This window comes from Streptomyces sp. NPDC093568, assembly GCF_044764945.1.
Classification (GTDB): Bacteria; Actinomycetota; Actinomycetes; order Streptomycetales; family Streptomycetaceae; genus Streptomyces.
Genome location: NZ_JBIWJD010000002.1, coordinates 143,628 through 156,978, shown reverse-complemented (window position 1 = coordinate 156,978; position 13,351 = coordinate 143,628). Strand labels below are relative to the sequence as shown.

Annotated in this window: 11 protein-coding genes; 9 read left to right on the top strand and 2 right to left on the bottom strand. The window is 69.1% G+C overall.

All coding sequences use genetic code 11. The features are described from left to right. Positions 1-25 precede the first annotated feature (25 nt). Positions 26-2,773: a pyruvate dehydrogenase (acetyl-transferring), homodimeric type gene (gene aceE, locus ACIRD7_RS10230; protein WP_403452015.1), complete on the bottom strand. Its 2,748-nt coding sequence runs from the start codon at positions 2,771-2,773 to the stop codon at positions 26-28. 353 nt (positions 2,774-3,126) lie between these two features. Between aceE and ACIRD7_RS10225 the strand changes: the two genes are divergently transcribed. From ACIRD7_RS10225 to ACIRD7_RS10200, 6 genes are all read left to right on the top strand, one after another. Next, positions 3,127-3,564: a DUF3052 domain-containing protein gene (locus ACIRD7_RS10225; protein ID WP_403452013.1), complete on the top strand. Its 438-nt coding sequence runs from the start codon at positions 3,127-3,129 to the stop codon at positions 3,562-3,564. A gap of 117 nt (positions 3,565-3,681) precedes the next feature. After that, positions 3,682-4,140, top strand: a complete 459-nt coding sequence (locus ACIRD7_RS10220; protein ID WP_403452012.1) for a peroxiredoxin — start codon at positions 3,682-3,684, stop codon at positions 4,138-4,140. A 138-nt stretch (positions 4,141-4,278) separates the two neighbouring features. Continuing rightward, entirely contained in the window at positions 4,279-4,854 is a 576-nt protein-coding gene (locus tag ACIRD7_RS10215; protein ID WP_030054588.1) for a TerD family protein, read from the top strand. A gap of 120 nt (positions 4,855-4,974) precedes the next feature. After that, positions 4,975-5,550 (top strand): TerD family protein, encoded by a 576-nt coding sequence (locus ACIRD7_RS10210; RefSeq protein WP_403452011.1) that lies wholly within the window; start codon positions 4,975-4,977, stop codon positions 5,548-5,550. 126 nt (positions 5,551-5,676) lie between these two features. Next, the gene (locus ACIRD7_RS10205; RefSeq protein WP_403452009.1) at positions 5,677-6,825 is read left to right on the top strand and encodes a DUF475 domain-containing protein; all 1,149 of its coding nucleotides are present in this window, start codon (positions 5,677-5,679) and stop codon (positions 6,823-6,825) included. A gap of 102 nt (positions 6,826-6,927) precedes the next feature. Then, positions 6,928-7,665, top strand: a complete 738-nt coding sequence (locus tag ACIRD7_RS10200; RefSeq protein ID WP_403452007.1) for a Tellurium resistance — start codon at positions 6,928-6,930, stop codon at positions 7,663-7,665. Positions 7,666-7,699: 34 nt separating this feature from the next. Here the strand turns inward: ACIRD7_RS10200 and ACIRD7_RS10195 are convergent, their stop codons facing one another. Next, on the bottom strand, positions 7,700-8,500 hold the full coding sequence (locus tag ACIRD7_RS10195; protein ID WP_403452005.1) for a TerD family protein: 801 nt from the start codon (positions 8,498-8,500) through the stop codon (positions 7,700-7,702). A gap of 186 nt (positions 8,501-8,686) precedes the next feature. Between ACIRD7_RS10195 and ACIRD7_RS10190 the strand changes: the two genes are divergently transcribed. The 3 genes from ACIRD7_RS10190 to ACIRD7_RS10180 are packed head-to-tail and all read left to right on the top strand — an operon-like array spanning position 8,687 to position 13,337. Next, on the top strand, positions 8,687-9,853 hold the full coding sequence (locus ACIRD7_RS10190; RefSeq protein WP_403452003.1) for an HpcH/HpaI aldolase/citrate lyase family protein: 1,167 nt from the start codon (positions 8,687-8,689) through the stop codon (positions 9,851-9,853). 56 nt (positions 9,854-9,909) lie between these two features. Then, a complete protein-coding gene (locus tag ACIRD7_RS10185; RefSeq protein ID WP_403452001.1) occupies positions 9,910-12,519 on the top strand; it encodes a phosphoribosyltransferase in 2,610 nt (869 codons plus the stop codon). Beyond that, a complete protein-coding gene (locus tag ACIRD7_RS10180) occupies positions 12,519-13,337 on the top strand; it encodes an HAD family hydrolase (protein ID WP_403452000.1) in 819 nt (272 codons plus the stop codon). Before ACIRD7_RS10185 ends, ACIRD7_RS10180 begins: the two co-directional genes overlap by 1 nt. Positions 13,338-13,351 lie beyond the last annotated feature (14 nt).

Here is a 13,351-nt window from a genome sequence, read left to right as displayed (position 1 = left end):
CCCATCAGGCGGTTGACGGCCGGCGCTACGCGTCGCCGCCCGCGGCGCCCGGATCCGCCGCCGACACATCGAGCAGCTGGTAGCGGTCGATCGCCTGCTTGAGCACCGACCGGTCCACCTTCCCCTCCTTGGCCAGCTCGGTCAGCACGGCCACCACGATCGACTGCGCGTCGATGTGGAAGTGCCGGCGGGCCGCGCCACGGGTGTCCGCGAAGCCGAAGCCGTCCGCGCCCAGCGACTGGTACGTCCCCGGCACCCAGCGCGCGATCTGGTCCGGCACCGACCGCATCCAGTCGGAGACGGCCACGAACGGCCCCTCGGCCCCGCTGAGCTTGCGCGTCACGTACGGCACCCGCTGCTCCTCCTCGGGGTGCAGCAGGTTGTGCTCCTCGCACTCCACGGCGTCGCGCCGCAGTTCGTTCCAGGAGGTCGCCGACCAGACGTCCGCCTTGACGTTCCACTCCTCGGCGAGGATCTTCTGCGCCTCGACCGCCCACGGGACGGCGACACCCGAGGCCACGATCTGCGCCGGGATCGACCCCGAGGCGCCCTCGCTCAGCCGGTAGACACCCTTCAGGATGCCCTCGACGTCGACGTTCTCGGGCTCGGCCGGGTGCTGGATCGGCTCGTTGTAGACGGTGAGGTAGTAGAAGACGTCCTCGCCGTGCGGGTGCTCCGCGTCGCCGCCGTACATCCGGCGCAGACCGTCCTGCACGATGTGCGCGATCTCGTACGAGTAGGCCGGGTCGTAGGCGACACAGCCCGGGTTCGTCGAGGCGAGCAGCTGCGAGTGGCCGTCGGCGTGCTGGAGGCCCTCACCGGTCAGCGTCGTACGGCCGGCGGTCGCGCCCAGCACGAAACCGCGCGCCAGCTGGTCCGACATCTGCCAGAACTGGTCACCGGTGCGCTGGAAACCGAACATCGAGTAGAAGACGTACACCGGGATCAGCGGTTCGCCGTGCGTGGCGTAGGCAGAACCCGCCGCGATCAGCGAGGCCGTGCAGCCCGCCTCCGAGATGCCGTCGTGCAGCATCTGGCCCTGCGGGGACTCCTTGTAGGCGAGCAGCAGATCGCGGTCCACCGCCTCGTACTGCTGGCCGAGCGGGTTGTAGATCTTCGCGCTCGGGAAGAAGGAGTCCATACCGAACGTGCGGTACTCGTCCGGCGCGATCAGCACGAACCGGCGGCCGATCTCCTTGTCCCGCATGAGGTCCTTGAGGAGCCGGACAAAGGCCATGGTCGTCGCGATGGACTGCTGACCCGAGCCCTTCTTCACGGTCGCGTACGTCTTGTCGTCCGGCAGCGCCAGCGGCTTGGAGCGCACGACACGCGTCGGGACGTAACCGCCGAGCCCCCGGCGGCGGTCGTGCATGTACTGGATCTCCTCGGAGTCGCGCCCCGGGTGGTAGTACGGCGGGACCCCGCTCTCCAGGTCCTTGTCGGCGATCGGCAGGTGCAGCCGGTCGCGGAAGCGCTTGAGGTCGTCGACCGTCAGCTTCTTCATCTGGTGCGTGGCGTTGCGGCCCTCGAAGTTCGGACCGAGCGTCCAGCCCTTGATCGTCTTGGCGAGGATCACCGTCGGCTGGCCCTTGTGCGCCTTGGCCGCCGAGAACGCCGCGAAGATCTTCTTGTGGTCGTGACCACCGCGGCCCAGGTGCAGGATCTGGTCGTCGGTCATGCCCTCGACCATCGCGCGCAGCCGCTGGTCGTCACCGAAGAAGTGGTCGCGGATGTAGGCGCCGGTCTCGGTGGCGTACGTCTGGAACTGGCCGTCCGGCGTGGTGTTCATCCGGTTGACCAGGATGCCGTCGCGGTCCTGCGCGAGCAGCGGGTCCCAGCTGCGGTCCCAGATCAGCTTGATCACGTTCCAGCCGGCGCCGCGGAAGATCGACTCCAGCTCCTGGATGACCTTGCCGTTGCCCCGCACCGGGCCGTCGAGGCGCTGGAGGTTGCAGTTGACCACGAAGGTGAGGTTGTCCAGGCCCTCACGGGCGGCGATGGACAGCTGGCCGAGCGACTCCGGCTCGTCCATCTCGCCGTCGCCCAGGAACGCCCAGACCTGCGACTTGGAGGTGTCGGCGATGCCGCGCGCCTCCATGTAGCGGTTCATCCGCGCCTGGAAGATCGCGCCGATCGGGCCGAGGCCCATCGACACGGTCGGGAACTCCCAGAAGTCCGGCATCAGCCGCGGGTGCGGGTAGCTCGACAGGCCGTACGGCGCCTTCGACCTCTCCTGGCGGAACGCGTCCAGGTTCTGCTCGCTCAGGCGGTCCAGCAGGAACGCGCGCGCGTAGATGCCGGGGGAGGCGTGACCCTGGAAGAAGACCTGGTCGCCGCCGTCGCCCTCGTCCTTGCCCCGGAAGAAGTGGTTGAAGCCCACGTCGTAGAGCGAGGCGGAGGAGGCGAACGTGGCGATGTGACCGCCGACGCCGATGCCGGGGCGCTGGGCCCGGGACACCATCACCGCGGCGTTCCACCGGGTGGCGTTGAGGATCTTGCGCTCGATCTCCTCGTTGCCCGGGAAGAACGGCTCGTCCTTGGTCGCGATCGTGTTGACGTAGTCCGTGCTGCGCATCTCGGGCACGGCGACGCGCTTCTCGCGCGCCCGCTCGATCAGCCGCAGCATCAGATAGCGGGCCCGCTCCCGGCCGCGCTCGTCCACGGCGGCGTCGAGGGAGTCGAGCCACTCCTGGGTTTCCTCGGGATCGAAGTCAGGAACCTGACTCGGAAGGCCGCCAATGATGATCGGGTTGCGATCGGATCCGGAAGCCACGCTGTTCCTTACCTGTCAGAGGGCCGTGTTTCTGAGTGTCTGCACCGCTCCCCATCGTGTACCTCAGGGGGCCAAACGTCATCTCTACTGCGAGGTAACAGGCGTCTGGTCAACGGTGGAGTGCCCGCAGATGGTTCCCAAACACGCAAAGGGGGCAGATTGGTGTGGTGCGCGTCACCTTGAGACCATGGGTGTGTGCCTGGAGTTGCGGTGACACGTTCAGGAACGTCACCGTTTCGGCGGTCTGAACGGCCGGGTACTTGCGCGATCCGTCCCGCCCGTGTGGACTACGGCCAATGCTTCGCGCACGCGCGTGGCTGAGTTATTCCCAAGACATGATCAGGAGGCAACCCGTGAGCGCGACCGCGGACCACGCGGAGGAGCGGACGAACCCTGCCGCAAGGCTGGGGTTCCAGCCCGGGCAGGTGGTCCAGGAGATCGGCTACGACGAGGACGTAGACCAGGAGCTCCGCGAGGCCATTGAGGAAGTCGTCGGCAGCGAACTCGTGGACGAGGACTACGACGACGTCGCCGATGCCGTGGTGCTGTGGTTCCGCGACGAGGACGGCGACCTGACAGATGTGCTGGTGGACGCCACCACGTACATCGAAGAAGGCGGCTCGATCCTGCTCCTCACGCCGAAGACCGGCCGGGACGGCTATGTGGAGCCCAGCGACATCTCTGAAGCCGCGACCACGGCGGGTCTGTCGGCGTCCAAGAGCGTCAGCGTCGGCAAGGACTGGAGCGGCAGCCGGCTGGTGACGCCGAAGGCCGCCAAGGCCAAGAAGTGACAGCTTGACGATGCCGGGCTGGGCCTTCGCGCCCAGCCCGGCTCCCGCGCGGGTCCCGGCGGCCGCTGCATAGGGTGGGTCCCACCCGAACAGCCCCATGAAGGGACACCAACCGCGATGACGATCCAGGTCGGCGACAAGGCCCCCGACTTCGAGCTCAAGGACAACCACGGCAGGACCGTGCGGCTGTCCGAATTCCGCGGCTCCCAGAACGTCGTCCTGCTCTTCTACCCCTTCGCCTTCACCGGCGTGTGCACCGGCGAGCTGTGCGAGGTGCGCGACAACCTGCCGCAGTTCTCCGACCGTGACACCCAGGTGCTCGCCGTCTCCAACGACTCCATCCACACCCTGCGCGTCTTCGCCGAGCAGGAGGGCCTGGAGTACCCGCTGCTCAGCGACTTCTGGCCGCACGGCGAGGTCAGCCGGGCCTACGGGGTCTTCGCCGAGGACAAGGGCTGCGCGGTGCGCGGCACCTTCGTCATCGACAAGGAGGGCGTCGTCCGCTGGACGGTCGTCAACGCCCTTCCCGACGCGCGCGACCTCAGCGAGTACGTGAAGGCGCTCGACACCCTCTGATCCCGCCGGTGACCGACACCTGTCATTCTTCGGCACCAAGGCCTGCAAGCCACGGGAACCCGTCACTAGGATCGACTCGTTGATCCGATATCAAACGTACGGCGGGGCTCCCCGCCCCTGGAAACCAATGGAGGACTCGTGGGAGTCAGCCTCAGCAAGGGCGGCAACGTATCACTGAGCAAGGAGGCCCCGGGCCTCACTGCGGTCATCGTCGGTCTGGGGTGGGACGTCCGCACCACGACCGGCACCGACTTCGACCTGGACGCCAGCGCGCTGCTGCTGAACCCGGAGGGCAAGGTCGGCAGCGACGCGAACTTCGTCTTCTTCAACAACCTCAAGAGCTCCGACGGCTCCGTCGAGCACACCGGTGACAACCTCACCGGTGAGGGCGAGGGCGACGACGAGCAGATCAAGGTCAACCTCGCGGGCGTCCCGGCCGACGTCGAGAAGATCGTCTTCCCGGTCTCGATCTACGACGCCGAGAACCGCCAGCAGTCCTTCGGCCAGGTGCGCAACGCGTTCATCCGCGTCGTGAACCAGGCCGGCGGCGCCGAGATCGCGCGTTACGACCTCTCGGAGGACGCGTCCACCGAGACCGCCATGGTCTTCGGCGAGCTGTACCGGCACGGCGCGGAGTGGAAGTTCCGTGCCATCGGCCAGGGCTACGCGTCGGGCCTGCGCGGCATCGCGCAGGACTTCGGTGTGAACGTCTGAGTTCGACAGCGGAGGTGACCGTTCAGGACACCACCGGCTGAGTCCGGCGCCGTACCGTTTGGGTGCGGCGCCGGATGCGCAGGACAACCAAAGAAGCATCACGCGGGGAGGACCAGCATCATGGGCGTCACGCTCGCCAAGGGAGGAAACGTCTCCCTGTCCAAGGCCGCACCCAACCTCACCCAGGTGATGGTCGGGCTCGGCTGGGACGCGCGCTCCACCACCGGAGCCCCCTTCGACCTCGACGCCAGCGCCCTGGTGTGCAGCGGGGGTCGGGTACTGGGCGATGAGTGGTTCGTCTTCTACAACCAGCTCAAGAGCCCGGACGGCTCGGTGGAGCACACCGGCGACAACCTCACCGGCGAGGGCGACGGCGACGACGAGTCGCTCCTGATCGACCTCTCCAAGGTGCCGGCCCAGTGCGACAAGATCGTCTTCCCGGTCTCCATCCACATGGCCGACGAACGCGGCCAGACCTTCGGCCAGGTCAGCAACGCCTTCATCCGGGTGGTCAACCAGGCCGACGGCCAGGAGCTCGCCCGCTACGACCTGAGCGAGGACGCCTCCACCGAGACGGCCATGATCTTCGGCGAGGTCTATCGCTACCAGGGGGAGTGGAAGTTCCGGGCGGTCGGACAGGGGTACGCGTCCGGACTCCGGGGCATCGCACTCGACTTCGGGGTCGACGTCTCATAACGCGATATGAGCAAAACCCGGGCCCCGGTGGGGACCGAAGGGCGGCCGACTAGACTTCGGTTTCAAAGTCTTCGTAAAGCCGAGTGCGGCGCTCGGGAGCCCCGTACACACAGGATTGGGTAGCCAGTGGTTCTGAAAACCTTCGGCTGGTCGTTCGCGGTCACCGCGCTCGGCCTGGTTGCAGCGGTCCTCTTCGGGGGGTGGACCGCGCTCGGCATCGTGGCGATCCTCTCCGTCCTCGAGATCTCGCTGTCGTTCGACAACGCGGTGGTCAACGCCGGGATCCTGAAGAAGATGAATGCCTTCTGGCAGAAGATCTTCCTCACCATCGGCATCTTGATCGCCGTCTTCGGTATGCGACTGGTCTTCCCCGTCGTCATCGTCGCGGTCACCGCCTCGCTGAACCCGATCGAGGCGGTAGACCTCGCGCTCAGCGACAAGGACCAGTATCAGCAGCTGGTGACGGACGCCCACCCGGCGATCGCCGCGTTCGGTGGCATGTTCCTGCTGATGATCTTCCTGGACTTCATCTTCGAGGACCGGGACATCAAGTGGCTGGGCTGGCTGGAGCGCCCGCTGGCCAAGCTGGGCAAGGTCGACATGCTGTCGGTCTGCATCGCGCTGATCGTCCTGCTGATCTCCTCCCTGACCTTCGCGGCCAACGCCCACCAGCACGGCGGCACGCACGTCGACAAGGCCGAGACGGTCCTGCTCTCCGGTATCGGCGGTCTGATCACGTACCTGATCGTGGGCGGCCTCTCCGGCTACTTCGAGGACAAGCTCGAAGAGGAGGAGGAGCGCGAGCACGAGGCGGAGGAGGAAGCCGAGCGCACCGGCAAGCCCCGCTCGGCGGTCGCCCTGGCCGGCAAGGCCGCGTTCTTCATGTTCCTCTACCTGGAGGTCCTGGACGCGTCCTTCTCCTTCGACGGTGTGATCGGCGCCTTCGCCATCACCAACGACATCGTCCTGATGGCGCTGGGCCTCGGTATCGGAGCGATGTACGTCCGGTCGCTGACCGTGTACCTGGTCCGCCAGGGCACCCTCGACGACTACGTCTACCTGGAGCACGGCGCGCACTACGCGATCGGCGCCCTCGCCGCGATCCTGCTGGTCACCATCCAGTACGAGATCAACGAGTTCATCACCGGCTCGGTCGGCGTGATCCTGATCGCCTGGTCCTTCTGGTCCTCGGTGCGCCGCAACCGCGCGCTGGCGGCGGCGGAGGGAAACGCGGAGGGCTCGGACGAGAAGACTGAGGTCTCGTCCGGGGTGTGACACCCCCGCGGTTGAGGAACGCTCTCGACGGGGCGGCCGGACGTCCGGCCGCCCCGTCGGTATTTCCAGTGGACGCGGGGCTTAGTGGGACGTGGGGGCGGAATGGGCTTCTTGGACGGGCTCTGGCGTGGCCGGGCGGTCGATTTCGACTCGGGCAGCGCGTCATCGAACTCGATCGAGCTGACGAAGCGGCACGATCGGGTCTCGCTCACCAAACAGGGGGCGGCGACCGGGCATCTCCGGATCAACCTGACCTGGCGGATGCGGACGTCCGACATCGGGGGCCCGCAGCGGGAAAGCCTGCTGCGGCATCCGTTCAAGGCGCTCAAGCCGCCGGAGGTGCTCGGGCACAGCCAGAGCATGGTCAACGTCGACCTCGACCTCGGGGCGCTGTACGAGCTGACCGACGGCACGAAGGGCGTCGTCCAGCCGCTGGGCGGGTTCCTCGGGGACGTCAACGCACCGCCGTACGTCAAGCTCAGCGGAGACGACCGGTTCGGGTCGGCGTCCGGCGAGACGATGTACGTCAACCTTGATCATCGGGAGAACATCAAGCGGCTGCTGGTCTTCGTGTACATCTACGACCAGACGCCGGCGTTCGACCGTACCCATGCGATCGTCACGCTGTATCCGAGCAATGGGCCGCGGATCGAGATAGGCCTCGACGAACGGCATCCGCAGGCCCGGTCCTGCGCGGTGGTGATGATCGAGAACATCAAGGGCGAACTCTGGGTGCGGCGTGAGGTGAAGTTCGTCTACGGGTTCCAGGCCGAGCTGGACCGGTTGTTCGGGTGGGGACTGCAGTGGGGGCGCGGATACAAGTCGAAGGCCGACCGCTGAGGCGGGCCGGCCGCGCCCCCGGAGGGTGGCGTCCTCACCGTCCGATGAACTGCGGGCCCTGCGGCGGCAGGCGGAACTCCGGGCCCGGGCCCGGGGCCGTCACCGGGGGCGGGTAGCCGTAGCCCGACTGGGCCATGGCCGGCTGGCCGGTCGGCTGGGGGTAGCCGTACGCCGGCTGCGTCGCCGGGGGCTGCTGGGGATAGCCGTAGGCCGGCTGGGGCGGGACCGTCGTCGTCGGCTGCTCCGGCGGCAGCGGCTGGGAGACCTCCGGCGCCGGCTCCTGGGCCGCCTCCGACTCGTCCACCGAGATGCCGAAGTCCGTGGCCAGGCCGCGCAGGCCGTCCGAGTAGCCCTCGCCCAGGGCGCGGAACTTCCAGCCCTCGCCGCGGCGGTACAGCTCGCCGCAGATCAGGGCCGTCTCCTCGCCCGTCTCCGGCTTGATGTCGAAGTACGCCAGCGGATCACCGTCGGCGGCCGCGGCGTCGTACAGCAGGATGCGCAGGTCCCGTACGCGGTCGAAGGCGACGCCGTCCGCCGAAGCGACTACGAGAATCTGACCGACGCCGGACTCGACACCGGCCAGATCTGTCTGGATCGTGTCGGTAAGGCCCTCGGTGAGCCGCTTCTTGCCGAGTCGCCAGACCTTCCCGGAGGGGTGCCGGGGCTGGTTGTAGAAGACGAAGTCCTCGTCGGAGCGCACACGACCGTCGGGGCCGAGGAGCAGAGCCGAGGCATCGACGTCCGGGACCCCCTGTCCGGGCGTCCAGCGCAGCACGGCGCGCACCGTCGTGGCTTCGAGCGGGACGTTCGACCCCTTCAACATCGCGTGCGTCATGCGGCAATCCTGCCCTCTCCGTCCTGGTCACGACAACGCGGGGTATGTATGTCGTGCGCGGTCGTGTTTGTCCGCGTTACCAGAAATTCATGCCCTGCGGGAACCCCTGACATGGGTATCTACGTACTATTACCGGCCACCTGTGAACCGGTCACAGGGGCCACAGAGTCACCACGGGGGAGCTCTATGCGTCATTTCGGGCACATCGCCCCGCAGGTGCGGCAGCGCCTCTTCCACCAGGAGCCCTGCGCGTTCACCGCCGACTCCCCGGCCCGGCTGCTCTCGGCCGCCCTGGGCGCCACGCTGTACAGCCCGGCCACCCGGCCGCAGCTCGCCGACGACATCGTCAAGCAGGCCGGACGCGGCGTGGTCTCGATGGTGCTGTGCCTGGAGGACTCGATCGGCGACGAGGACGTCCTGGAGGGCGAGGAGAACCTCGTCCGGCAGTTCACCGACCTCGCCGCACGACCCGTGGCGGATCTGCCGCTGCTCTTCATCCGGGTCCGCACGCCCGAGCAGATCCCCGACCTGGTGGGGCGGCTCGGCCCCGCGGTCCGGCTGCTGTCCGGATTCGTGCTGCCGAAGTTCACCGAGGAACGCGGCATGCCCTTCCTGGAGGCCCTCGCGACCGCCGAGACGCACAGCGAGCGCCGGCTCTTCGCCATGCCCGTGCTGGAATCGCCCGAGCTGCTCTACCGGGAGTCCCGCGTGGAGACCCTGGAGGGCATCTCCCGCGCCGTCGACAAGTACCGCGAGCGGGTGCTCGCGCTGCGGCTCGGCGTCACCGACTTCTGCTCGTCGTACGGGCTGCGCCGGGCCCCCGACATGACGGCGTACGACGTCCAGATCGTCGCCTCCGTGATCGCCGACGTGGTGAACATGCTGGGCCGGGCCGACGGCACCGGGTTCACGGTGACCGGGCCGGTGTGGGAGTACTTCCGGGTGCAGGAACGTATGTTCAAGCCCCAGCTGCGGCGCAGCCCCTTCCTCGAGGGCCAGGCCGAGGCGCTGCGCGAGGCCCTGATCGAGCACTCCATGGACGGCCTCCTGCGCGAGATCACGCTGGACCACGCCAACGGCCTGCTCGGCAAGACCTGCATTCACCCCTCCCACGTTCTGCCGGTGCACGCACTCTCCGTGGTCAGCCACGAGGAGTTCAGTGACGCCCAGGACATCCTGAAGCCGGAGCGCTGCGGTGGGGGTGTACTCAGGTCGCAGTACACGAACAAGATGAATGAGGTGAAGCCGCACCGAGCCTGGGCCGAGCGGGTCATGCTGCGGGCCGAGGTGTTCGGGGTGGCCAACGAGGACATCGGCTTCGTGGAGCTGCTCGCCGCCGGGATCCCGGCCTGAACCGGCCCGACCGGCCTTCCGCATCCAGCCGACCGGCTGCTGAATACAAGGGACGCATGAACAAGGCAGTGAACGACGGGGTCTGGTCCGGCAGCTGGGTCGCCGAGCGGCTCGGGGTCCGGCTCGCGGGCGACGACGAGCTCATGACGATGCTGGGGCTCGCCTTGCGGCGCAACCCGAAGCGGGCGCATCTGCTGGTCTCCAACGTGCTCGGCAAGCACGTACCCCAGTCACCGTCCGTGGTCTACGGCGCCGGATTCGCCCTCGGCCGCCGGGTGCGGGACCTGCTGGGCGCCGCCGAGGCCGCCAGGGCCGTCGTCCTCGGCTACGCGGAGACGGCGACCGGGCTCGGCCACTCGGTCGCCGACGGCGTCGGGCTCGCCCCGTATCTGCACTCGACCCGCCGCCCGGTCCCCGGCGTCGCCCCCGCGGGCGGCTTCGAGGAGTCCCACTCCCACGCCACCTCCCATCTGCTGCTTCCGGAGGACCCCTCGCTGCTGGTCGGCGACGGTCCGCTGGTCCTGGTCGACGACGAGTTCTCGACGGGGAACACGGTGCTGAACACCGTCCGGGATCTTCATGAGCGCTACCCGCGACGGCGGTATGTCGTGGTGGCGCTGGTCGACATGCGCTCGGCGAAGGACGCCGGACGGCTGGAGGAGTTCGCGCGGGAGATAGGCGCCCGGGTGGACCTGGTGGCGGCGGCTTCCGGGTCGGTACAGCTGCCGGAGGGGGTGCTGGAGAAGGGGCAGGAGCTGGTGGCGCGGCACGAGGCGGAGAGTGCCGCGGAGGGTTCTTCGTCGTCTGCGGCGCCGCCGGGGCCGGTCGCGCAGTTCCCCGCGCCCCTTGAGGGCGATGGCGGTGCCGTGAGCTTCGAGACCGACGGTCGACCCACCCACCCAGGGGCGCGGGGAACTGGGCGCCCAGCCCCCACCGGCCCGCACCCGGACGACCGCACCCATCCCCACATCACCCGCCTGGACCTGCACTGGCCCCACGGTCTGCCCGACGGTGGTCGCCATGGCTTCACCCCCGCCCACCGGACCCGTCTCGAAAACGCCCTACCCGCCATGACGGCCCGCCTCGCAGAGGCGCTCCCCACCCACACGCGAAGCGTCCTCGTACTCGGCTTCGAAGAGCTGATGTACGCCCCCCTCCGCCTCGCCCGCGAGCTGGAGCAGGTCGCCGAAGGCGTCGAGGTCCGCTACTCGACCACCACCCGCTCGCCCGTCCTCGCCGTCGACGACCCCGGCTACGCCATACGCACCCGCCTCGCCTTCCCGGCCCACGACGACCCGGCCGACGGCCCCGGCGAGCGCTACGCGTACAACGTCGCCGGCGCCGGCTTCGACGCCGTCGTAGCCGTCGTCGACTCGGCCGCCGACACCCCCGAACTGCACGCCCCCGACGGACTGCTGGCGCGGCTCGCCGCCCACACCCCGCATGTTCTGCTCGCGGTCGTGCCGTCGTACGTCCCCGGGCCCCTGGCCCTTCCCGAAAGGCCCCCGATGCTGCCCGAGCCCCTCCGCGGCCCCGCCTTCTCCTCGTACGCCCCCGAAGAGGTCGGCTGGCTGCTGCAGGACCTCTCGGACGTGACGCTGGAGGCGCCGACCGAGGAGCGCGAGGAGGCCATCCAGAGCGGTGGCGCGCACTACGCGGAGTCGCTGCCGGTGGAGTACCAGCCGAGCGAGCAGTACCAGGAGCTGTTCCACACCGCGCTGGAGGAGTCGGCGTCCCGGCTCGCGCAGGCGGTCGGCGCGGTCACCGAGCTCGTCCTCGCCGAGCGCTCGCCCCGCCCGGTGCTCGTCTCCCTGGCCCGCGCGGGCACGCCCGTGGGCGTCCTGATGCGCCGCTGGGCCCAGTTCCGGCACGGGCTCGAACTGCCCCACTACGCCGTCTCCATCGTGCGCGGCCGCGGCATCGACGCCAACGCCCTGCGCTGGCTGGCCCGGCACCACGACCCGAGGGACGTCGTCTTCGTCGACGGCTGGACCGGCAAGGGCGCCATCACCCGCGAACTGACCGCGGCGATACGTGAGTTCGAGGTCTCCGACGGCGTCACCGGCTTCGACCCGGAGATCGCCGTACTGGCCGACCCGGGCTCCTGCGTGCGGACGTACGGCACCCGCGAGGACTACCTGATCCCGTCCGCGTGCCTGAACTCCACGGTCTCCGGCCTGATCTCCCGCACCGTCCTGCGCTCCGACCTGGTCGGCCCGCACGACTACCACGGGGCGAAGTTCTACCGCGAGCTCGCCGGCGCCGATGTCTCCGTGGCCTTCCTCGACGCCGTCTCCGCCCGCTTCCCGGAGGTCGTGGACGCCGTCGACGCGACCGCCAAGGAGCTGCTGTCCGGTGACCGCGAGCCGACCTGGGAGGGCTGGGCGGCCGTCGAGCGCATCAGCGAGGAGTACGGCATCCACGACGTGAACCTCGTCAAGCCGGGCGTCGGCGAGACCACCCGGGTGCTGCTGCGCCGGGTGCCCTGGAAGATCCTGGCGCGGGCCGGAGCCGGCGCCGACCTGGACCACGTACGATTGCTGGCCGAACAAAGGGGAGTACCGGTGGAGGAAGTGGCCGAACTGCCGTACACCTGCGTGGGGTTGATCCACCCCAAGTACACGCGGGGCGCGACGGGTGCCGACGGCCGGGCGGTGAACCTCTGATGCCGGTGCTGGTGGCGAGCGACCTCGACCGCACGCTGATCTACTCCGCGGCGGCCCTCGCGCTGACCATGCCGGACGCGCGGGCGCCGAGGCTGCTGTGCGTGGAGGTGCACGAGAGCAGACCGCTGTCGTACATGACCGAGACGGCGGCCCAGCTGCTGACCGACCTCGGCGACGCGGCCGTCTTCGTGCCGACCACGACCCGGACCCGCAAGCAGTACCAGCGCATCAACCTGCCGGGCCCCACCCCGGAGTACGCGATCTGCGCCAACGGCGGCCACATCCTCGTCGACGGCGTCTCCGACCCGGACTGGAGCGCGCGGGTCGCCGCCCGGCTGGCCGAGCAGTGCGCGCCGCTCGCGGAGGTGCAGGATCACCTGATGGCGACGGCGTCCCCGGCGTGGGTGCGCAAGCACCGGATCGCCGAGGACCTCTTCGCCTATCTGGTCGTCGAGCGCGAGCTGCTGCCCGAGGAGTGGGTGAAGGAGCTCGCGGTGTGGGCGGAGAACCGCGGCTGGACGGTGTCGCTGCAGGGCCGCAAGCTCTACGCCGTCCCGAAGCCGCTGACCAAGAGCGCCGCCGTGCACGAGGTCGCCCGCCGCACGGGGGCGGATCTGACGCTGGCCGCCGGCGACTCCCTCCTCGACGCCGACCTGCTGCTGGCCGCCGACCGGGGCTGGCGTCCGGGGCACGGCGAGCTGGCGGACACCGAATTCACCGCCCCGGCGATCAGCGCGCTGCCGGAGCGGGGGGTGCTGGCAGGGGAGCGGATCCTTAGGGAGTTCTTGAAGGCAACCCGCACGGAAGCGCCCCTATAAAGGCGCGGGGAACT